This is a genomic window from Blautia sp. MCC269 (assembly GCF_018785655.1).
GTDB lineage: Bacteria > Bacillota > Clostridia > Lachnospirales > Lachnospiraceae > Blautia_A.
Window position 1 is genome coordinate 165,770 of the sequence record NZ_WQQE01000021.1, and the last position, 19,402, is coordinate 185,171.

A 19,402-nucleotide genomic window follows, 5' to 3' on the forward strand; every position below is an offset into this window, starting at 1 on the left:
AATCCATATTAAAAATCGTACAAAAAAAGACCGGCTGCCCTTTGACAATCGGTCTTAAATATTCAACATTCATTTTTCTAGTTGATCAGTTTCTTCAGCTCGTCCATAAAGGTACTGACATCTTTAAATTCCCTGTATACAGACGCAAAACGTACATATGCCACAGCATCCAGATCCTTCAGATGCTCCATGACGATCTCTCCGATCTTGGTGCTGCTGATCTCACGATCTTCTGACCGGAAAATATCCCCTTCTATGGAATCGATCATCTCTTCCACTCTCTCAATGGGAATGGGGCGTTTATAGCAGGCACGAAGAACACCATCCTGGATCTTGGAACGTTTATAGCTCTCCCGGTTCTGATCCTTCTTGATCACAGTCAGTGGAATCGTTTCCACCTTCTCATAAGTTGTAAAACGCTTTCCGCAGGCATCACAGAGACGGCGGCGGCGGATAGAATTGGTATCCTCTACAGGTCTGGAATCTACAACTCTTGTATTATCCTGGTTACAGAACGGACATCTCACGGAACTCTCCCCCTTTCCGGATCAAAAAATCATTACTAAATTTGTTTTTATTATAGAATAAATGCATATAATGTGTCAATAATCGGACTTGCATAAATTTTACAGATTTTCCATAAAATCATATCAGGTGATGAATTTTATGCGTATCTGCGAACTGAAACAGAAAGAAGTGATCAATATCCACACCTGCCGTAGCCTTGGCTGTCCTCTTGATGTGGAATTCTGCTGTGAAACCGCCCGGCTGAAAGCCCTGATCATGCCGGAACCCGGGAAATTCTGCTGGTGTTTTTCAAGAGAAAGTGAATGCATCATCCCCTGGGACTGCATCCGCCAGATTGGTGAAGATATCATCCTTGTTGATTTCCGTGATGAAAAACGGCTGGGAGGAGACTGAACCGACTACATTTGTCAAGGCCCTTTATTTTTTATATTTTCCCCGGAAAAGTATATTTCAACCGCCCTCTGAGAATCATCTTAATGTACTGACAAGACAAGGAGGATTCTAAGATGGCACTGAATAAAGTTGAAATCTGCGGAGTAAATACCTCAACGCTTCCTGTTCTCAACCAGGAAGAAAAGGATGAGCTCTTCAAAAGAATCAAAGCTGGCGATGAAGAAGCCAGAGAATTGTACATCAAAGGCAACCTGCGGCTTGTTTTAAGCGTGATCCGCCGTTTTCAGAACAGCAGTGAAAATCCAGATGACCTTTTTCAGATCGGCTGTATCGGCCTGATCAAAGCAATCGATAATTTTGATACCACCCTTCAGGTAAAGTTTTCTACCTATGCAGTTCCTATGATCGTCGGTGAGATCCGAAGATATCTCCGGGATAACAACAGCATACGGGTCAGCCGCTCTCTGCGGGATATTGCCTACAAAACCATCTACACCAGGGAAAACTATATGCGGCAGCATCTCAAAGAGCCTACCATCGCGGAGATCGCTGATGAGATCGGCATTGACAAGGAAATGATCGTCTATGCCATGGATGCGATCCAGAGCCCGGTGAGCCTTTTTGAGCCGGTGTATTCCGAAGGAGGAGATACTCTCTATGTCATGGATCAGATCAGCGACAAAAAGAACCGGGAGGAAAACTGGGTGGAAGATATTTCTCTCCGGGACGCCATGAACCGGCTGGGAGAACGGGAACGACACATTATTGATCTCCGCTTCTACGAAGGAAAAACCCAGATGGAAGTGGCCGATGAGATCGGCATTTCCCAGGCCCAGGTCAGCCGCCTGGAAAAACATGCCCTTCACAGTATGCGAAATTATCTCAGAAATTGATTCATAAATATCTTCAAACAAAAACTGCGGCAGAATATCCATTATCCTGCCGCAGTTTTTATCTTTTATTTCAACGCTTTCTCAATTTCCTCAATCACGATCCGAAGCGCTTTCAGCCTTGCATATTTCTTGTCTACCGATTCCAGAATATGCCATGGCGCATAAACCGTGCTGGTTTTCTGCAGCATCTCATCTACTGCCATTTCATACTGATCCCATTTCTCGCGGTTTCTCCAGTCCTCGTCTGTGATCTTCCACTGTTTTTCCGGGTTGCTCTGGCGGTCATTAAATCTTGCAAGCTGGGTATCTTTATCAATGTGGACCCAGAATTTCACGATCACAGCACCCCAGTCGGAAAGTTCCTTCTCGAATTCATTGATCTCATTGTATGCACGTCTCCAGTCGTTCTCACTGCAAAAACCTTCCAGTCTTTCCACCATCACTCTTCCATACCAGGTCCGGTCAAATATGGCAATGTGTCCATCTTTAGGCAACCTTGTCCAGAAACGCCACAGATAATGACGGGCTTTTTCATGAGGTTCCGGGCTGGCGATGGGATGTACCTCAAAACCACGGGGATCAAGAGCTTCCGTGATCCTCTTGATATTTCCGCCTTTTCCGGCAGCATCCCAGCCTTCATAGGTGATGATCACCGGCACTCTTTTGCGGTAGAGCCGATTATGCAGGCTTCCGAGCTTCGCCTGGAGTTCTTTAAGCTCTGCCTTGTACTCTTCGTCTCCCACTTCTTTTCCATCCAGAGGGATCTCGCTTAATTTCGGCATCTCCACCAGAGGAAAAACATTCTGGAGAATCGGCACAGCATGTTTGCTGTTCTCCATGGCAACCTCGATGTTGCTGATCATGGTTTCCAGTACCTGTAATTCCGCCCATTTCCGGTCACTGGCATCTACGATATACCACGGAGCAGAAGAAGTGTTGGTATCCTGCATATACTGGTCAAAAACTTTTCTGCATTTCTTGTAGTGATCATTCTGCCAGAGATCGTATTCATTCACTCTCCATCGGGTATCTTTGCTTTCCAGAAGGATGCCCATACGTTTCTCCTGATCTTTCCGGTCGATCTGCATAAAGAATTTCAGAAGTACGTATCCGTTATCCGTCAGCTGCCGTTCAAATCTGCGGATGCTGTCAACCCGTTTTACATAATCATCCCCTTTCAGTTTTTTGTCCATGCGCTCCCGACAGGTCTGATCCATCCATCCGGAATCCAGGAATGTAAATTTACCGGCTTCCGGGATCTCCTTAAAATACCGGTAAAGAAATGGTTTCCGAAGGTCCTCTTCTGTAGGCGCTGACATAGTTGCGACTTTAAAAAAACGGGGATCGATATTCTTGATCACTTTACTTATGGTACTGCCTTTTCCGGAAGCTCCCCAGCCTTCAAACAACACGATCACCGGAATCTTATGCTCCTTTAGAGCCATCTGCAGCTCATATAATCTGGTTCTTGCAGCACTTAAACGCACTTTGATATCCTCTTTTTCCGGAATCTGTTCCGGGTTCCAGTTTTTTAACATCTGCATCGTCCTTCCTCGAATTTTTTGAATATTCTTATTATACCACAGGAGTCCCTGTTTTACGACGAATTTTACATAGATTTAACGCATCATTCCGAAAAAATATCCATATTGCACAATTGTAACTCTTGTTAAACAGCTAAAAATATTTTTTAACCTATTGACATTTTGATCTTCTCTTCATACAATATAGGCGCTGTTCGTTATTTTTTTAACTCGTAGTCAAACGGATATTCGCAACCCCGCAGGGTACTTCCTTGATTCGGTTAAAACAGCACAAAAAAGCTGCCCCAAGCAGCAAATCTCAAGGAGCCGATCATGAAACTTACAGAAGAACTTCTGAAAGAAATGGAAAAGAAAAAAGAACTCTACGGTGACGGCATCATCATGCCGGATGGGGATTACCGCCTAATCCAGGACGGACATTTGAAGACCCTTATGGCCCTTTTACCATATACGGAAAACGAAATCTGGAAAATGATCCCGGAAGATGATTCCGCTCTTTTCTGGCTGGTAGAAAAAACAGGCTGCGTGCTGACAGATGTCAATTCCGCCATTGGAATGAAAATGACCCCCGCACAGCAGAAAACTTACGAAGCACTTTCCAGCCGTGGGATCATCTCTGATGAATATTATGATCTTACCAGACAACGGGAAAAAGTAAAAGCTGCCCGGGCGAATGCCTGAGCAGCTTTTGTTTTTGTATATCAGTCGTCATACCCTTCCAGGAAGGAATGTTTCACGCCATCTTTCTTATAGGCAATGACTGTATGAAGATTCACATTTTCCACACTTCGGAAAATATTGCTTTCAATATGAGGATTTACCTTCTTAAGCTCTGCAATAAGATTCTTGATCTCCATTCGTTTGGAAACACTGGTTCCATCTGTACGACAGGTAGTACAGGTATCGGTAAACTTGCAGGCACACTGGATAAAATGCAGGTCATTGTAATCTCTCCAGTGCTTGATATCTGCCTCCCGGATCAGATACATAGGGCGGATCAGCTGCATCCCTTCGAAGTTTGTGCTGTGGAGTTTCGGCATCATGGTCTGTACCTGTGCTCCATAAAGCATTCCCATCAGGATGGTCTCAATCACATCATCATAGTGATGTCCAAGGGCGATCTTGTTGCATCCAAGTTCTTTTGCCTTGCTGTAAAGATATCCTCTCCGCATACGGGCGCAGAGATAACACGGAGATTTTTCCACATTGTAAACTGCATCAAAAATCTCAGTCTCAAATACTGTGATCGGGATTCCGAGAAGCTTGGCGTTGTGTTCGATCACCGCACGGTTGGCCTCATTATATCCCGGATCCATCACAAGAAATACCAATTCAAAAGGAAACTTGTTATGACGTTTCAACTCCTGGAACAGTTTGGCCATCAGCATGGAATCCTTACCACCGGAAATACAGACCGCGATCTTGTCTCCCGGCTTCACCAGTTCATAGTCGTTGATTCCTCTGGCGAATCTGGAAAACAGCTGCTTGTGGAACTTCTTGCGGATACTCAGCTCGATATCTTTCCGGCGCTGTTCCATTGCTTCATTTTCCTCTTCTTCACTGTCCCCTTTATTGGACTCTTTCTGCATCTGCTGGAAAAGCCAGCCTGTATATCCGCCCTTCAGGCTCCGTGCGGGAATTCCTTTTTCCCGGAGCATCCCTGCCCCTTCCTGGCTGAAAAGTCCTCTGGTACAGTAAAGAACCGGAATCTTATCCCCTTTCAGTTCTTCTGCCCGTTCTTCCAGTTCCTGCTCCGGAACAGAAATCGCTCCCGGGATCATTCCATATTCCACAGTTACTTTATCACGGGTATCTACCAGAAGATATTTTTCCCGTTCCTTCTCTATTTCATCAAAAGAAATCTCCAGTGTTTCTTCACTCATGCTGTTTTTATTCCTTTCCTTACAGCTCCTCCCTGATCGTGCCGTCACAGGCAATGGTCACTACCTGCCATGGGATCATCTTTCCGCTTCGCTCCATGGCACGGATCACTGCATTCTCGATGCCTCCGCAGCAGGGAACTTCCATGCGGACGATACGGATACTCCGGATGGAATTATTTCCTATGATCTCTGCAAGCTTATCTGCATAATCTCCCTCATCCAGTTTGGGGCATCCGATCAGCGTCACATGATCTTTCATGAATTTCTCATGAAAACCTGCATAAGCGTAGGCAGTACAGTCTGCCGCGATCAGAAGCTGTGCATTTTCAAAATATGGTGCATTGACAGGAACCAGTTTGATCTGTACGGGCCACTGGGCAAGACGGCTTGTCTGTTCCCCTGCATTTTGGGGAACTTCTTTCTGCTCTGCCTGCACCGGCGGTTCCTGCTTTTTATTAAGGCTTCTTGCCATACTTCCGGGGCACACGTGTGGCTTCCCTGCTGGCATCGAGGCCTCTGTTTTCTTAAGCTTCATTCTTTTTTCCACTGCCTCCGCGTCATAATCTGCGGCTTCCCGCTCTATAATGCGGATCGCATCGGCAGGGCAGGCCGGAAGACAGTCTCCCAGTCCGTCACAGTAATCATCCCGGATCAGTTTCGCCTTGCCACTAGCCATGACAATAGCTCCTTCGTGGCAGGCAGCTGTGCAGGCACCACAGCCGTTGCATTTCTCTTCGTCAATGTGTACGATCTTTCTTATCATGATATCATCTCTCCCTGATTTTTATATTTCTGCAAATGTTTTTTTGTTTTCACTGACATCATACAAAAATCCCGGAGATTCTTCGGTAACATATGTTACCTTACAGATATAACTCCATTTTTTCCTGATCTTTCACAAGGATCTGACGCCTGTCAAGTTCCAGGATTCCTTCTTCCTGCATCTTTCCCAGCTCTCTGGAAAGAGACGGCCTGGTGATGTTTAAATGATCCGCCATCTCTTCTCTGGACAGGTTCATATGGATCTTCCCTTCACTGTCCTGGCATTCCACAAGAAAACGGACGATCCTCTCACGGAGACTGCCACTTCCCAGGATCCGAAGCTTCTGGTTCATATTGTAAGCCTTCCCGGCAAAAACCTCAAGAAGATTTTCCCGCAGTTTCCGGCTTAAACTATTTTCTTCCCTGTCCGTAAAGATCCTGCTGCTCATGATCAGGACAGAAGTCTGCGTCAGCGTCTCCACATACATATCATAGGAAGATTTTCCCATAAAGGCATAAACCTCCCCAAACAGAGCACCCGGATCTTCCAGTTGAGCCAGAAGGATCCTTTTTCCGGAAAATGTTTCTTTGGCAATGATCACACTTCCGCTAAGAAGCATATAAACCGAATCCGGCCGGTCTGTTTCCTGAAAGATCCGCTTCCCTCTGGAATAAGTCCGTACCGTTCCTTCCCGCTCCATGAGGCTTAGTAGCTCTGTTTCTTCCAGATTTCTGCAGAGCCGGCTTTTTCTTAAAACTGCCATCCACTCTTCTCTTTTTTTTTCTTCCACTTTTTCACCTCATCTCTGTACAGGTTTTTACCATATTTCTGCAATCTCTGTCAACTCCTGCGAACTTCATAAGACCCCAGCCTGTACTTTTTTCTGAAAATCAGTTATAATATTTTTTGTTTGTAAAAAATTCTACCAAGGAGGATACCGGAAATGAAAACACAGAATCAGACTATGCTTTCTGAGAATACACTGACATCCCGACCCACAGATATTATCGCGGGATTTCCTGTACGTCCCGGTTTTTTTGAATTAAATGGCGCTACTCCTCTTTCCAACGGAGTCAACTTTACCGCACATACCCGTCACGGTACATCCTGCGAACTTCTTCTTTTCCACTCCGGAGAAGAGGAACCTTTCGCAGTTCTTCCTTTTCCCAATGCCTGTCGTATCGGTGATGTATATTCCATGGTCGTTATGGGACTGGACATCGAAGATCTGGAATACGGCTACCGCATCGACGGTCCTTATGAACCGGAAAAAGGCCATATCTTCGATAAGACAAAAGTTCTTCTTGATCCTTATGCCAAAGCCGTTGCCGGTCAGCGCGAATGGGGACAGCAGAAGATTGGAAGCTATCACGCCCGTGTGGTACGCGATTCTTTCGACTGGGAAGACATGCCTCAGTCCACCCGTAAGATCAGTGACCTGATCATCTACGAACTTCATGTCCGCGGATTTACACAGGACGCTTCTTCCGGTGTCACACACCCGGGAACTTTTGCCGGGCTTCGTGAAAAAATCCCTTACCTCAAAGAACTGGGAATCAATGCGTTGGAGCTGATGCCTATCTTCGAGTTCGACGAGAACATGAATGCCCGTACCGTAAACGGCAAGCGTCTTCTGGAATACTGGGGATACAATTCCGTTAACTTCTTTTCCCCAAACACCAGCTATGCTTCCAAGGCAGAACATAACTGTGAGGGAACCGAACTGAAAGAACTGATCCGTGAACTTCACGAAAATGGAATTGAAGTAATTCTTGATGTTGTATTCAACCACACTGCCGAAGGAAATGAACTTGGAAAAACTTTCTGCTTTAAAGGATTTGACAATAAAGTTTATTATATGCTGACTCCGGAAGGAAATTACTACAATTTCAGCGGATGTGGAAACACTCTGAACTGTAATCATCCGATCGTGCGTCAGATGATCCTGGAGTGTTTACGTTACTGGACCATCAACTACCGCGTGGATGGTTTCCGTTTCGACCTTGCAAGTATCCTGGGACGTCATGAGGACGGTTCCCCTCTTAACAACCCGCCACTTCTGGAACTTCTTGCTTACGATCCGGTTCTTCGAAATGTCAAGCTGATCGCAGAGGCCTGGGATGCCGGCGGACTGTATCAGGTAGGTTCTTTCCCTGCCAGCCGCAGATGGGCTGAGTGGAACGGCCGTTACCGTGACTGCCTCCGTTCTTTCCTGAAGGGAGATTTCTGGAACGCCTGGGACGCCGCATGGAGCATTTCCGGTTCCGGTGACCTGTATGGCGGTTTTTATTCCGATCACAATGACAACTATGCAGGATACAATTCCTGCGTCAATTTCCTTACCTGCCACGATGGTTTTACCATGTATGATCTCTATTCCTACAACGAGAAACACAACGAGGCAAACGGCTGGAACAACACAGATGGTTCCAACGACAACCGCAGCTGGAACTGTGGAGAAGAGGGTGATTCCACCAATCCGGAAGTCCTTTCCCTCCGCTTCCGCATGATCCGAAACGCCTGCGCGGTACTGATGTCCAGCCGTGGAACCCCGATGTTCCTTGCAGGTGACGAATTTGGAAACACCAAACATGGAAATAACAACACCTACTGCCAGGATAACGAAACTTCCTGGATCAACTGGGATCTTCTGGAGAAAAATCACGATCTTTTCGAATTTTTCAAATATATGATCCAGTTCCGAAAAGACCACCCTGTCATCTCCCGCAAGCTTCCAAACGCAGTATGCGGTATGGAAAGCATACACACCCATAACATTGATGCAAGGGATGTGACCATCCCAAGAGATGCCCACACCTTCGCCGTAAGCTTTGCAGGTTATGATAAGAGTAAAGGCGCCGATGACCTGATCTACATCGTTATCAACGCATACTGGGAAGATGTAACGGTTACGCTTCCGGAACTTGCACGCCCTGGTGCATGGTATCTCTGTGTCAACACATTTGGAGACGGAGATGGCCGTTATTTCTATGAAGAAAGCCAGGAGCCACGTATTGAGCACGATTTCTGCATGCGGCCCAGATCCGTTGCCATCTTTACCGGTCGTAATTATTAAAATTCATATCAGGGACAAAATCTTTTTTGTCCTTGTCCGAAAGAAATGGAGTATTTTGAATGGAATTAAAAAACAGAACTTTGTCCAACTTCGCAGAACTTGTGGAAACCGGTGAATGCAAAAAATTCCGCGGCCGTCTGAAAACGGGCATTGACCTTGGTACTGCCAACACCGTTCTTGCTGTCGTTGACCGGAACAACCGTCCCATCGCCGGAATTTCCGCACCGTCCCATGCCATTCAGGATGGTGTGATCGTTAATTATTACGAATCCGTCCAGCTTGTAACAAAGCTTAAAAATGAACTGGAAGAAAAACTTGGCACAGAACTTACCTACGGTGCAGCTGCCATCCCTCCTGGTGTTTCGGAAGGCAGTGTCAAAAGCATCGGTTATGTCCTGGAAGGTGCAGGTTTTGAGGTTACCAATATCGTAGACGAGCCTACCGCTGCCGCTGCTGTCCTCAAAATTACAGACGGCGCCGTTGTAGATGTGGGCGGCGGTACAACCGGCATCAGTATCCTGAAAGATGGCAAAGTCATTTACACAGACGATGAGGCTACCGGAGGCAGCCATATGACCATGACTGTGGCCGGACACTATAAAATCCCTTATGAGGAAGCGGAAATTTTAAAGACCACTCCGGAAAAAGAAGATGAAATTTTTCCTGTAATCAAAGCAACCGTTGAAAAAATGGCTGTTATTACCGAAAAATTTCTCCATGGTTATCAGGTTCCGGCTGTTTACGTTGTAGGCGGATCTTCCATGTTTAAAGAATTTACAACCGTTTTTGAGAAGAAACTGAAACTTCCTGTGTACAGACCTGTACATCCTCTTCTCGTTACACCCCTTGGCATCGCATATCACTGTGAACTGCCCAAAATATGATTGATTCCTAAAATGATCATCTCTCTGCTTTGTATGTAAAAACTGACCAGAAGGCTGTATAACAGGCCCCTGGTCAGTTTTTACATTCATTTATATACATATCGGTTAATGTTCTGTCAGTTATCTTTCATAATCTTATCAATCGTATTGATCAAAGCTTCCGCACTGACAGGTTTTGCCAGATATCCATTCATACCGGCTTCGTAAGATTTTTCTCTGTCTTCCTCAAACGCATTTGCCGTCATTGCAACAATCGGTACAGACGCTGTTTCTCTGTTTTTTAATGAACGAATCTGTTTTGCAGCTTCATAGCCATTCATAACAGGCATCTGGATGTCCATCAGAATCAGATCGTATTGTCCCGGAACCGCCTGTTCCATTTTTTTGACCGCGACCACACCATCACCGGCTGTCTCAACCATAAATCCTGCATCTTCCAGGATTGTCTGCGCAATCTCCTGATTCAGTTCATTGTCTTCTACCAGAAGAATTCTTTTTCCCCTGTAAATACATCCTCTTTTTTCCGGTTCTTTGTTCTTAGGAACAGGATTCGTAAGCAATTCCCGCAGCTGCGACATAAACAGTGGCTTTTCGCAGAAGGCAGTTACACCTGCTTCTTTTGCTTCCTCTTCTATATCTGACCAGTCATATGCAGTCAGTATGATGATCGGGCTGCTGTCCCCGATAACCCGTCGGATACGTCTTACCGTTTCAATTCCGTTCATATCCGGCATCAGCCAGTCAATGATATATGCGTAAAATTCATCACCCATTTCCATGGAATGCTTCGCCCGGATCACCGCTTCCTTTCCGGAAACCGTCCATTCTGACCGCATACCTATTTCTGTCAGCATGCCGGAAATGCTGAGACAGGTATCTGTATCATCGTCTGCAACCAGAACTTTAAGGCCCTGAAGCTGTTCAATCTTTTCGTAGCTTTTTGCTTCGCCACATAATTTAAAGGTCAGATTTACAGTAAATTCACTGCCCTGTCCTTCTTCACTTTTTACTGTGATGGTACCTCCCATCATATCTACAATATTCTTGGTGATCGCCATTCCAAGGCCGGTTCCCTGGATTCCGCTTACCGTTGAGGTTTCTTCTCTGGTAAAGGATTCAAATATATGTTCCTGAAACTCCGGCTTCATGCCGATTCCGGTATCCCGGATAATAAACTGATAGTTTCCATATCCTGTCGGTGCAGATTTCAGCTGCCGGATCCTTAAACTGATCGTTCCACCGGTCCTGTTAAATTTGATACCATTACTCAGAATGTTCAGCAGGATCTGCGTCAGCCTCAATTTGTCCGCAATGATATCTTCATTTTTTACATCTACGGTATCGATCAGAAAATCCAGCTGCTTGGAAGTAATATTGGGTTGCACGATAGTACGTATGTCGTGGAGCAGCTCCGGAAGATGCAGCGGATTCTCATTGATCTTTACCTTTCCGCTCTCAATCCTGCTCATATCCAGGATATCATTGATCAGCGAAAGCAGATGTTCGCTGGAGGTTGATATTTTGGAAAGGTATTCTTTTACCTTCTCCTTATTGTCCACATGAGAAGCAGCAAGGGATGTAAAACCAATGATAGCATTCATAGGTGTTCGGATATCATGGGACATATTATTCAAAAATGTAGTTTTTGCAGAGTTTGCACTTTCCGCATGCATCAGGGCAGTTTCCAGTTCATGATGGCTCTCTTTCAGCTTCTGGTTCAGTTCATAAGACTGTCTGGCTGCCTTTTTGGCTTTTGTCTCTGCGCTCCTGGCTTTCTGCAGGATACCAAGGATCACCAGCAATACTGCCAGAAATACACAGATAAACACAGTTGCCACCGCCAACAGATTCTCCTTTATGAAATCCAGCAGAGTAACTTTCTGGGAAGCATTATCGTAGGCAGACAGTGCACCTGTAAGTTTGGATGTAGGCATAGACTTCAAAGTCTTATTCAGGATCGACAGAAGAACGGAATTTCCCCGGCTGACTGCAAAGGATATATTGTCCGGCTGTGTCAGAAAAACACTGTAAAGCTTTTTGTCATTGACATACTCTGTCGCCCGGCCTGAACTGGAAAGAAAACAGTCTGCCTTTTTATCCTGTACGGCTTTTCTTGCATCCTCAAAGGAATCATACTCCATAATTTTCCATGTCGGATAATTATAGGAAATAAACCATTTTAAATTCAGATCACTTTTCGGTATAGCAACGCTGTTTTCTTCATTTTCATCAAAGGATCTTTTACCGGTCACTGCTGCCAGACTGGAAACAAGGACCGTATTGGACAGGGCCATGTCATTTTGTTCTGCAGCATAAGGGTTCTGGCTGGTATGAAAGATCATGTCGATCCTGCCGTCTTTTAATGCCTGGATCAGTTCTTCCTGGGAGTCAAAGCCTTCTATATTAAACTTCAGGCTGCTGTTTCCCAGACAGTCCACTGCATATTTAATATAATCGTTGATCACACCCGTCATTTCACCACTTTCTTTGTCAAAAGTACTGAAACTCTGGTCGTTATTCAGAAATCCCACACCTATCTCACCGTGCTGTTCCAGCCATTCCTTTTCTTCACTGGAAAGGACGGCAACAGACTGTGCAGAAAGATATCTCTGGTAAAGTTCATCGCCGTAAAATGGTTTATCATACTCCATGGAACGCATGGCTGCATCCAGTTCTTCTTTCAGATCCGGACGGTCTTTGCTGATGCCATAATAAATATCAGAGCCACCGATCGTCACAACCGCTGACATTCCGGCTTCAACCCAGGCAGGAGTCTCTGTAGATATCACTCCGTCAATCTCCCGATTCCCGGCCATTTTTTTCGCCCGTTCGAAGCTGTCCACATCCAAATGCTGTGTCTTTATATTCTGCTTTTCTTCCCATTCGCGAAACTGAGTTCCCTGTACGCTCTCTTCCATTACCGCGATCCTTTTGCCATTCAGGGTAGAAAGATCTGACGGAGAAATATCCGTATTTGTAAGATCTGCATACAGATAATATTTTTCTTTTCCCATGGGGAGATCTGAGAACAGCATCGTCTCAGCACGTTCATCGGTATAGGAAAGTGCAGCCATCAGGTCGATCTCGCCATTTTGGAGCTTTTCCACAAGCTCTCCCCAGTCGCCTTTTATATATTCGTAATTCCAGCCTGTATAGGCGGCAACTGCCTGTTCGTATTCATAACCATATCCGCTTCGTTCACCATTTTCACCGGTAATATGATAGGAATCCGGATACCAACCTACCCTGACTGTTTTCGATTCTGTATCTGTCTTCGTTTCCGAAGCAGCCACAGGAACCGGAAGTACTGTAAAGATCATCAGCAGACATAATGCCAGCCCCACATGTCTGCATAAAGTTCTCCTGCTCTTATTCATACTTTTTCCTCGATAATATCGTATTTTTTGTCAAACTCTCCCGCTGTTTCGTTTCCCCGGACGGGTTCTGCGGTTTTCCAGGAGACAGACGACTTCGACTGTGTTTTCTTCGGGCATACGAATTCTTGTCCCTTTACAATCTCCATAATACACCGGAAACGCAAGATCAATATGTTCAATGCGTGACCCCTGACCTGTCCCATTATTAACAGTTTCATTCTTCAATTCAATCTTCTCAATAAATGTATTCATAAATTCTTTCTTTTCCATATCTGTCATTTTATCATACAGTATATCAAAATCCAGAAGAAATTCATACAATTTTTTACCCGTAATTTCTTTCCCGTAAGATGCCCCAATCTTAGCATCAATATCTTTCATCGCCTCCTCAAACTCTGCCACCTTATCATACAGGTTATCCAGCCTGTCCTGCATATCCTGGTATTTTCTCGTATAATGCTTATCCCCAGTATCCAGACGATCCAGCATCTGTATCAGTTTCAGTTTCGACCCTTGTACCTGTTTCAGCTGTTTCTGCAGCTGCTCCCTCTCAGTTTTCAAAGCAGAAACATCCACCTTCTCTTCCAGTTTCTCCTGCACAAACTTTCGGAATTCATCCCCCGCAACCATATACCGGATAAATTCCTCTACTTCTGCATTAAACATTTTCTGGTTCAGCATCGGCTTGTAGTCACAAATCTTTCCATCAACTTTTTTTCTGTGATGGCATCTGTAATAAAATGTATCTTTGTATTCCCCAGTTTTCTTATTCTGCCGTCGCTGAACAGTTCCACTCATTCCACCGCCGCAAAGAGGACATCTGATTAATCCAGTTAAAATATGTTCATGCTCCAGACTATGAGTTTTAACAAATCTAACCCCCGTCCTCTTCCTTTTCTCTCTCGCCGCTTCCCACGTCTCCTCATCCACAATCGCCTCATGCAGTCCGTCCGCCAACAGGTAATCATCAGTCTTCACCCGCCGGTATTCATCCCTCGTTCCCTTCACCTTCTCCGTAACATTCTTTCCGTAAGCAATCTTCCCTGTATAAACCGGATTATCCAGAATCTTCATGATCAGCCCTCTGGCAAAATAATTCAGTTCATGTCCTCGTACCTTTTTCTTCGTATAACCTCTCTGGTTCAGATAATTGCAGATAGCATCTGCTCCCATATCCGTATGCACAAACCTGTCATAAATGATCCGCACAATCTCCGCTTCTTCCTCATTCACCACCAGAGTGCTGTTCCTGGAATCCAGATCATATCCGAAAGGAGCCTGCCCGCCATTCCATTTCCCCTCTCTGGCCTTCTGCTTTCTTCCCTCCATCGTCTGGACCAAAATATTCTCCCTCTCAATCTCAGCCACCGCAGACAGCACCGTGATGGTCAGCTTGCCGGAATCCTTAGAGGAATCAATCCCATCCTCCACACAGACCAAGTTCACACCATAATCCTGGATAAACTGCAGGGAATTTAAAACATCCGCCGCATTCCTTCCAAAACGTGACAGCTTAAACACCAGAATAAACGCCACCCCGTCACGTTCCTCAGACACGTCCTGCAGCATCCGCTGAAACTCCGGTCTGCCTGTAATACTCTTTCCGGACTTTCCTGCATCACAGTATTCCCTGACCACTTCCATTTCTTTATAGTCCGCATACTTCCGAAGCCGCTCTGTCTGTGCTTCCAGACTATATCCCTCTGTCTGAGCCGCCGTAGAAACACGGGTATATATGTAACATTTCTTTCTCAAATCTTCACCTCATTTCGGTTGCCCATCGTCATACGGTTGCCGTACATAAAATATATCGGAATCACCAGTCTGCGCCAACTCGCAGAACGACCAAAAAAACTGCCCCAAAATCCACCTTCCCTATGCGGTTTCCATAGCACAAAAAGACCGGCAGCCCCAAAAGACCACCGGCACACTCGATCACTTCCCCTGCAGCTGTGCATTTTTCTCCTCAATCTCCCCCAGAACCACATCCCCGTACTTCTGGATCATCCTTGCCAGAAACTCTGCACACTTTTCCATGTTTAGCCTGGCCTGTTTCTCCGTCAGTCTGCCGGTATCGATCAGTTCAATTTTTCCCATAGCCAAAAACCACCTCCTACTGTTCCAAGGAGTCCTGGTCCCTGATTTTTTGACTTTCCGGACAAAAAAATAAACCCGCTGCCATCCACAGATTTCTCCGCAAACAGCAACAGGTTTCCCCTGATGCATTTATTTACTTTATCATCCGTTCAATACCATCGGTCATACGGATTCCCACGCACCTTCTTTGTCTCTGGTGCCTTCTCAATACTCTTTTCAGCTTCTTCCCTCGTTGCAAACAGCCTGTGAGCCTTCACCTGTATTCCGCCACCCGTATCTGTAAAACGTACCAGGAACATCCCGCCTGAACACCTGCGGATCTCCACCTCTCTCACATACCTGTTTGATTCCACAATATATGCAGTATCCCCGACTTTCATAAGATCACACTCCCACACTCAGAACATCCTTCATCCTCATCAGAACCGGAAGCACCTGCCCGTCAGCAAATCTCCGGTCAAAAGAACCATTGGAAAAATGATCCTCTCTCAGCAGCATTGTCAGTAATGCTGTACAAAGCTCATAATCTGCACCCGAAATTCGTTTCAGTTCCTCATTACAGTCAATCGGCTCCGTAATCATGTAATCCCCATAATTTGTTTTCAAATCTCCCATTGTCTTTAACAGATCTGCATACAGATTCTCTTGTGGATTCTTTAATTCCAATACTTCCTGAATTTTTCGTATCTTCTCTGCCTTTGTCAATGCTATACACCACCTTGATAAACACTCGAATATATGTTCTTTATATTTTAACATATACCCAATAATTATTCTAGCGCAAAATATATTCATGTAATATCCACAACAGCAAGGTTTCGTTGTGACTACGAAATTGATACAATTTAACGGTGCACACCCTTGTGAACACCCCTGTTCGCCTTTCGTTAAATAATTAAAATAGGCTACTCTTTTGCATATTTCTGATCAGCCTGTTTCTTCCATAAAAAAAGAGACATTGACATAATTTGATCAATATCTCTTCTGCTGCTTTGCTGAGACATATTCTTCCGACTGGATATACTCTCTCAGGGAAGCATCAAATTCATCCTTGACGGAATCCAGTCCATAATAAAACCGCTACCACACCGAAACAAAGGATATGTCTCTATTTTTGGTAAAACCATAGATGTAGGTTAATCATGTTTTTTTAATCAGCGTTTTGATACTCACTGTCTTCCCCAAATAGCTACCGAATTTGACCTCACGATCAATTCTTCGACAGGCAGACCAATCGGGCAAATGTTATGGCAAGCTAATGATTTCCCGCATCCCTCAAAATAATTTTCCTTATATTGAGTTGAAACCTCATTCCGATGGCTTATTTCCTGTTCTTCATTCAGAATCCGAAATGCGTTGACTGCAGCAACAGCGCCTGCGAAAGTCCCATTTGCAGAGAAGTTAGGACACACTTCAAGGCAGCAGCCACACATCAGACAGCGTGCCGACTGGTATCTCGGTTCATGTGTCCACGGATTCATATAAGCTTCACTTTCAAGCCAAAGGTTCAGTTTTTTCAAATTTTCAAACAGAATTGACCGGTCAACGATCAAATCTCTTACAAGCGGAAATTTGCTTAAAGGTTCCAAGGTGATTGTAGAACCTTTTAACGTATGTAGAAATGTAGAGCATGCCAGCCTCGGACGTTCGTTAATCAGCATGGCGCAAGCCCCACATTTTCGCACCATACAGCTACATTCCCAGCTGATGGGAGTAACTATATTCCCTGAATTATCTTTCAAAGGTGTTCTACTGTTCAATTCCTTTAGAACATTGGCAACAGAGCTGTTTTTGCTTCCGTCAAACTCACATTCCTGCCAATAACTGTCTGATTTCTGACTCTCCTGCCGCCTGATTCTTATTTTATATACCAAGTGAATCACCGCCTTTCTGGAACAGGTACAAAGGAAATCTGTATCTGCTTTCCATCAAATCTGGCTACCGTTGTTTTAAGGTAATCATCGTCATTGCTCTTCGGATAATCCTCCCGCCAGTGTGCACCACGGCTTTCTTTTCTTGCAAGAGCACTCTTTAGAACTGCCATGCCAAGCAATGGAAGATTTCCTGTCAGCGCTTGTACCGTTTGAATCCCATTTAACAACGTATTCTCATTTCTGACAACGCCCATAGTATCCTGCATCACTTTGTTTAATTGCTTTATTTCTGAAATTTGAGACGTTGGTGGAAAATCTATCTGTGTCGCACAAGATAGATCTACTACATCTGCCTGTTCACATGCTGATTTTGCCGCAACACGTCCTCCGTATAACGCTCCTAACAGAGAATTTCCACCAAGACGGTTGGCACCATGATATTGGGCACAGCATTCTCCGGCAGCATAAAGATTCTGAATCGGCGTTCTGTGCTGCTCATCCACCAGAATGCCTCCCATAAAATAGTGAATTCCCGGTAAAACAGACACCGGTTCCTTTCGTATATCTTTATGCAGATAGGTCATACAATCGTCTGCCAGACCAGATAGCTTATTTGAAATAATCTCCTCCGATATTTCCGTCATGTCAAGAAATACCTCTGATTCATGGCTGACCTTCCATATCTCTCTGGCGGTAATATCTCGTGGCATCAGATTTCCAAGCTCCGGGTATTTTTCCTCCATGAAATACCATTGTTTTCCATCTTTCATGGCAAACAACCTGCCACCTTCCCCTCTGGCCGCTTCGCTGATGAGCATGCGTTTTCCACCACATTTCACAGTTGTCGGATGGTACTGGATCATCTCGCCATTTGCCAGAGGAACACCAAGCCGGAACAATTCTGCGGTGACTTCTCCTGTATTGCTCAGCGAACCCGTTGTATTTCCAAACAATCCGTGCATACCACCGGTGGCAACAATAACCGCATCCCCCGGTAATTCCACAATTTCCTGACTGTATTCATCCCTGATTACGCAGCCACAACAAATATTGCCACACAGACGAAGTGTTAGGAAAGAATGATGGCTGAACCGTTCTACCATACCAGATGCTTCTTTCCTGCGAACAGCGTCTATCATAGCTATCATGATCTGCTTCCCGGTATCGCTCTGTGCAAAAGCAGTCCGTTTCTTTTTCTGCCCGCCAAAATTCCGCAGATCCACATCATCATAGCCACTCATGTTAAATTTAACTCCAAGTTTTAGCAGCCAGTGCACCAGCTCCGGTGCTGCCTGTGTCATTCCCCAAACTGCATTTGGATCTGCCAGACCACATGCTGCCTTTATTGTATCTGTAAAATGTTCTTCGGGACTGTCGTTTTCATCTTTTGTATTCAAAGCTGCGTTGATTCCGCCCTCCGCCATAACAGACTGTGCCCGCTCTGACGGAAGGGAGGAAACCAGTTTTACATTGCATCCATTTTCCGCTGCCTGCAAAGCCGCTGAAAGTCCTGCCAGTCCAGCACCTATAATAATAATTGTCTTACTCATAGATATTGCCACCCAATATAATATAAAATAACCGCTCCCGCTATAAAAAGAAGAAGCACCGAAAGGATCAAATAAATATCACTCCTTTGTTCTTTATAACTGATGATTCCCAGTGATACGAGCAATGGGCGGATATTGATAAAAATATGGACAAAGATTGCCGCTACGAACAAAAGCTGAGTTACCATCTTTACAGTTGTAAAAGGGAACAAAATATATGTCCCATTCTGCACCTTTCCAAACAAGCCAATATGGAATAACAGCAGAATCAGTATTGCCATCCCACTGGCTCGTCTCGCCCAAAATATGACGTTTTGTTTCAGATACATTTTTCCTGATTGCTTCGCTGTCTGTAAACTCTGAACTGTCAGGATGACACCAATCACCGTATGCACAACAAGAATACCAACACCAATCCATGCAAGAAGTTTCCCTGCACTACTTCCAACTCCGTTCAGCATAAAGCTGCCCATGATTCCATGAATCATAAAAATGAGAAGCATTAAAACAGACAAAATCGTATTCCATTTTCTCATAAAT

Annotated in this window: 18 protein-coding genes; 5 read left to right on the plus strand and 13 right to left on the minus strand. The window is 44.9% G+C overall.

Features of this window, described 5'->3' with window-relative positions:
* Positions 1 to 77: 77 nt before the first annotated feature.
* The gene (gene nrdR / locus GPK88_RS07685; protein WP_021976805.1) at positions 78 to 527 is read right to left on the minus strand and encodes a transcriptional regulator NrdR; all 450 of its coding nucleotides are present in this window, start codon (positions 525 to 527) and stop codon (positions 78 to 80) included.
* Between the two features lie 139 nt (positions 528 to 666).
* Between nrdR and GPK88_RS07690 the strand changes: the two genes are divergently transcribed.
* Together GPK88_RS07690 and sigG are read left to right on the plus strand one after the other, a co-directional pair.
* Positions 667 to 921, plus strand: a complete 255-nt coding sequence (locus GPK88_RS07690) for a YlmC/YmxH family sporulation protein (protein ID WP_118063059.1) — start codon at positions 667 to 669, stop codon at positions 919 to 921.
* Positions 922 to 1,034: 113 nt separating this feature from the next.
* On the plus strand, positions 1,035 to 1,814 hold the full coding sequence (gene sigG, locus GPK88_RS07695; RefSeq protein ID WP_148446691.1) for an RNA polymerase sporulation sigma factor SigG: 780 nt from the start codon (positions 1,035 to 1,037) through the stop codon (positions 1,812 to 1,814).
* Positions 1,815 to 1,879: 65 nt separating this feature from the next.
* Here the strand turns inward: sigG and pap are convergent, their stop codons facing one another.
* A complete protein-coding gene (pap, locus tag GPK88_RS07700; RefSeq protein WP_148446843.1) occupies positions 1,880 to 3,352 on the minus strand; it encodes a polyphosphate:AMP phosphotransferase in 1,473 nt (490 codons plus the stop codon).
* A gap of 318 nt (positions 3,353 to 3,670) precedes the next feature.
* On the opposite strand from pap, the gene GPK88_RS07705 reads away from it, so the two are divergent.
* Positions 3,671 to 4,039, plus strand: coding sequence for a hypothetical protein (locus GPK88_RS07705; protein WP_148446693.1), 369 nt, complete (start codon positions 3,671 to 3,673; stop codon positions 4,037 to 4,039).
* Positions 4,040 to 4,059: 20 nt separating this feature from the next.
* On the opposite strand, the gene GPK88_RS07710 is transcribed toward GPK88_RS07705, so the two are convergent.
* The 3 genes from GPK88_RS07710 to GPK88_RS07720 form a co-directional block, all read right to left on the minus strand.
* Positions 4,060 to 5,241 carry a PP-loop family protein gene (locus GPK88_RS07710; protein WP_215707656.1) on the minus strand — a complete coding sequence of 394 codons (1,182 nt, stop codon included), beginning with the start codon at positions 5,239 to 5,241 and terminating at the stop codon, positions 4,060 to 4,062.
* 19 nt (positions 5,242 to 5,260) lie between these two features.
* Complete coding sequence (locus GPK88_RS07715; protein ID WP_021976799.1) at positions 5,261 to 6,004, minus strand: ATP-binding protein; 744 nt, start codon at positions 6,002 to 6,004, stop codon at positions 5,261 to 5,263.
* A 100-nt stretch (positions 6,005 to 6,104) separates the two neighbouring features.
* Positions 6,105 to 6,794, minus strand: coding sequence for a Crp/Fnr family transcriptional regulator (locus GPK88_RS07720; protein ID WP_147419612.1), 690 nt, complete (start codon positions 6,792 to 6,794; stop codon positions 6,105 to 6,107).
* A 153-nt stretch (positions 6,795 to 6,947) separates the two neighbouring features.
* Here GPK88_RS07720 and GPK88_RS07725 point away from each other — a divergent pair, with 153 nt between their 5' ends.
* Together GPK88_RS07725 and eutJ are read left to right on the plus strand one after the other, a co-directional pair.
* Entirely contained in the window at positions 6,948 to 9,080 is a 2,133-nt protein-coding gene (locus GPK88_RS07725; protein WP_215707657.1) for a glycogen debranching protein, read from the plus strand.
* A gap of 59 nt (positions 9,081 to 9,139) precedes the next feature.
* Positions 9,140 to 9,964, plus strand: coding sequence for an ethanolamine utilization protein EutJ (gene eutJ, locus GPK88_RS07730; RefSeq protein WP_021976796.1), 825 nt, complete (start codon positions 9,140 to 9,142; stop codon positions 9,962 to 9,964).
* Positions 9,965 to 10,080: 116 nt separating this feature from the next.
* On the opposite strand, the gene GPK88_RS07735 is transcribed toward eutJ, so the two are convergent.
* The 8 genes from GPK88_RS07735 to GPK88_RS07770 form a co-directional block, all read right to left on the minus strand.
* The gene (locus tag GPK88_RS07735) at positions 10,081 to 13,341 is read right to left on the minus strand and encodes a response regulator (protein WP_173771489.1); all 3,261 of its coding nucleotides are present in this window, start codon (positions 13,339 to 13,341) and stop codon (positions 10,081 to 10,083) included.
* Positions 13,342 to 13,371: 30 nt separating this feature from the next.
* On the minus strand, positions 13,372 to 15,096 hold the full coding sequence (locus tag GPK88_RS07740) for a recombinase family protein (protein WP_173761927.1): 1,725 nt from the start codon (positions 15,094 to 15,096) through the stop codon (positions 13,372 to 13,374).
* A gap of 180 nt (positions 15,097 to 15,276) precedes the next feature.
* Entirely contained in the window at positions 15,277 to 15,438 is a 162-nt protein-coding gene (locus GPK88_RS07745; RefSeq protein WP_173733182.1) for a hypothetical protein, read from the minus strand.
* Positions 15,439 to 15,587: 149 nt separating this feature from the next.
* The gene (locus GPK88_RS07750) at positions 15,588 to 15,818 is read right to left on the minus strand and encodes a hypothetical protein (protein ID WP_173733188.1); all 231 of its coding nucleotides are present in this window, start codon (positions 15,816 to 15,818) and stop codon (positions 15,588 to 15,590) included.
* Positions 15,819 to 15,822: 4 nt separating this feature from the next.
* Positions 15,823 to 16,143 carry a DUF6508 domain-containing protein gene (locus tag GPK88_RS07755; RefSeq protein WP_173733187.1) on the minus strand — a complete coding sequence of 107 codons (321 nt, stop codon included), beginning with the start codon at positions 16,141 to 16,143 and terminating at the stop codon, positions 15,823 to 15,825.
* Positions 16,144 to 16,607: 464 nt separating this feature from the next.
* Entirely contained in the window at positions 16,608 to 17,321 is a 714-nt protein-coding gene (locus GPK88_RS07760) for a succinate dehydrogenase/fumarate reductase iron-sulfur subunit (RefSeq protein ID WP_330596869.1), read from the minus strand.
* The gene (locus tag GPK88_RS07765; RefSeq protein ID WP_173761926.1) at positions 17,318 to 18,862 is read right to left on the minus strand and encodes an FAD-binding protein; all 1,545 of its coding nucleotides are present in this window, start codon (positions 18,860 to 18,862) and stop codon (positions 17,318 to 17,320) included. The genes GPK88_RS07760 and GPK88_RS07765 overlap by 4 nt, the downstream gene beginning before the upstream one ends.
* Positions 18,859 to 19,398, minus strand: coding sequence for a pilus assembly protein PilX (locus GPK88_RS07770; protein ID WP_173733184.1), 540 nt, complete (start codon positions 19,396 to 19,398; stop codon positions 18,859 to 18,861). Before GPK88_RS07770 ends, GPK88_RS07765 begins: the two co-directional genes overlap by 4 nt.
* Between the last annotated feature and the right edge of the window lie 4 nt (positions 19,399 to 19,402).

Coding starts and splice junctions, on each gene's coding strand:
- pap (WP_148446843.1), bottom strand. CDS start 3,352: ATGTTAAAAAACTGGAACCCGGAACAGATTCCGGAAAAAGAGGATATC.
- GPK88_RS07715 (WP_021976799.1), bottom strand. CDS start 6,004: ATGATAAGAAAGATCGTACACATTGACGAAGAGAAATGCAACGGCTGT.
- GPK88_RS07735 (WP_173771489.1), bottom strand. CDS start 13,341: ATGAATAAGAGCAGGAGAACTTTATGCAGACATGTGGGGCTGGCATTA.
- GPK88_RS07745 (WP_173733182.1), bottom strand. CDS start 15,438: ATGGGAAAAATTGAACTGATCGATACCGGCAGACTGACGGAGAAACAG.
- GPK88_RS07690 (WP_118063059.1), top strand. CDS start 667: ATGCGTATCTGCGAACTGAAACAGAAAGAAGTGATCAATATCCACACC.
- sigG (WP_148446691.1), top strand. CDS start 1,035: ATGGCACTGAATAAAGTTGAAATCTGCGGAGTAAATACCTCAACGCTT.
- GPK88_RS07710 (WP_215707656.1), bottom strand. CDS start 5,241: ATGAGTGAAGAAACACTGGAGATTTCTTTTGATGAAATAGAGAAGGAA.
- GPK88_RS07770 (WP_173733184.1), bottom strand. CDS start 19,398: ATGAGAAAATGGAATACGATTTTGTCTGTTTTAATGCTTCTCATTTTT.
- GPK88_RS07725 (WP_215707657.1), top strand. CDS start 6,948: ATGAAAACACAGAATCAGACTATGCTTTCTGAGAATACACTGACATCC.
- GPK88_RS07765 (WP_173761926.1), bottom strand. CDS start 18,862: ATGAGTAAGACAATTATTATTATAGGTGCTGGACTGGCAGGACTTTCA.
- GPK88_RS07705 (WP_148446693.1), top strand. CDS start 3,671: ATGAAACTTACAGAAGAACTTCTGAAAGAAATGGAAAAGAAAAAAGAA.
- GPK88_RS07750 (WP_173733188.1), bottom strand. CDS start 15,818: ATGAAAGTCGGGGATACTGCATATATTGTGGAATCAAACAGGTATGTG.
- eutJ (WP_021976796.1), top strand. CDS start 9,140: ATGGAATTAAAAAACAGAACTTTGTCCAACTTCGCAGAACTTGTGGAA.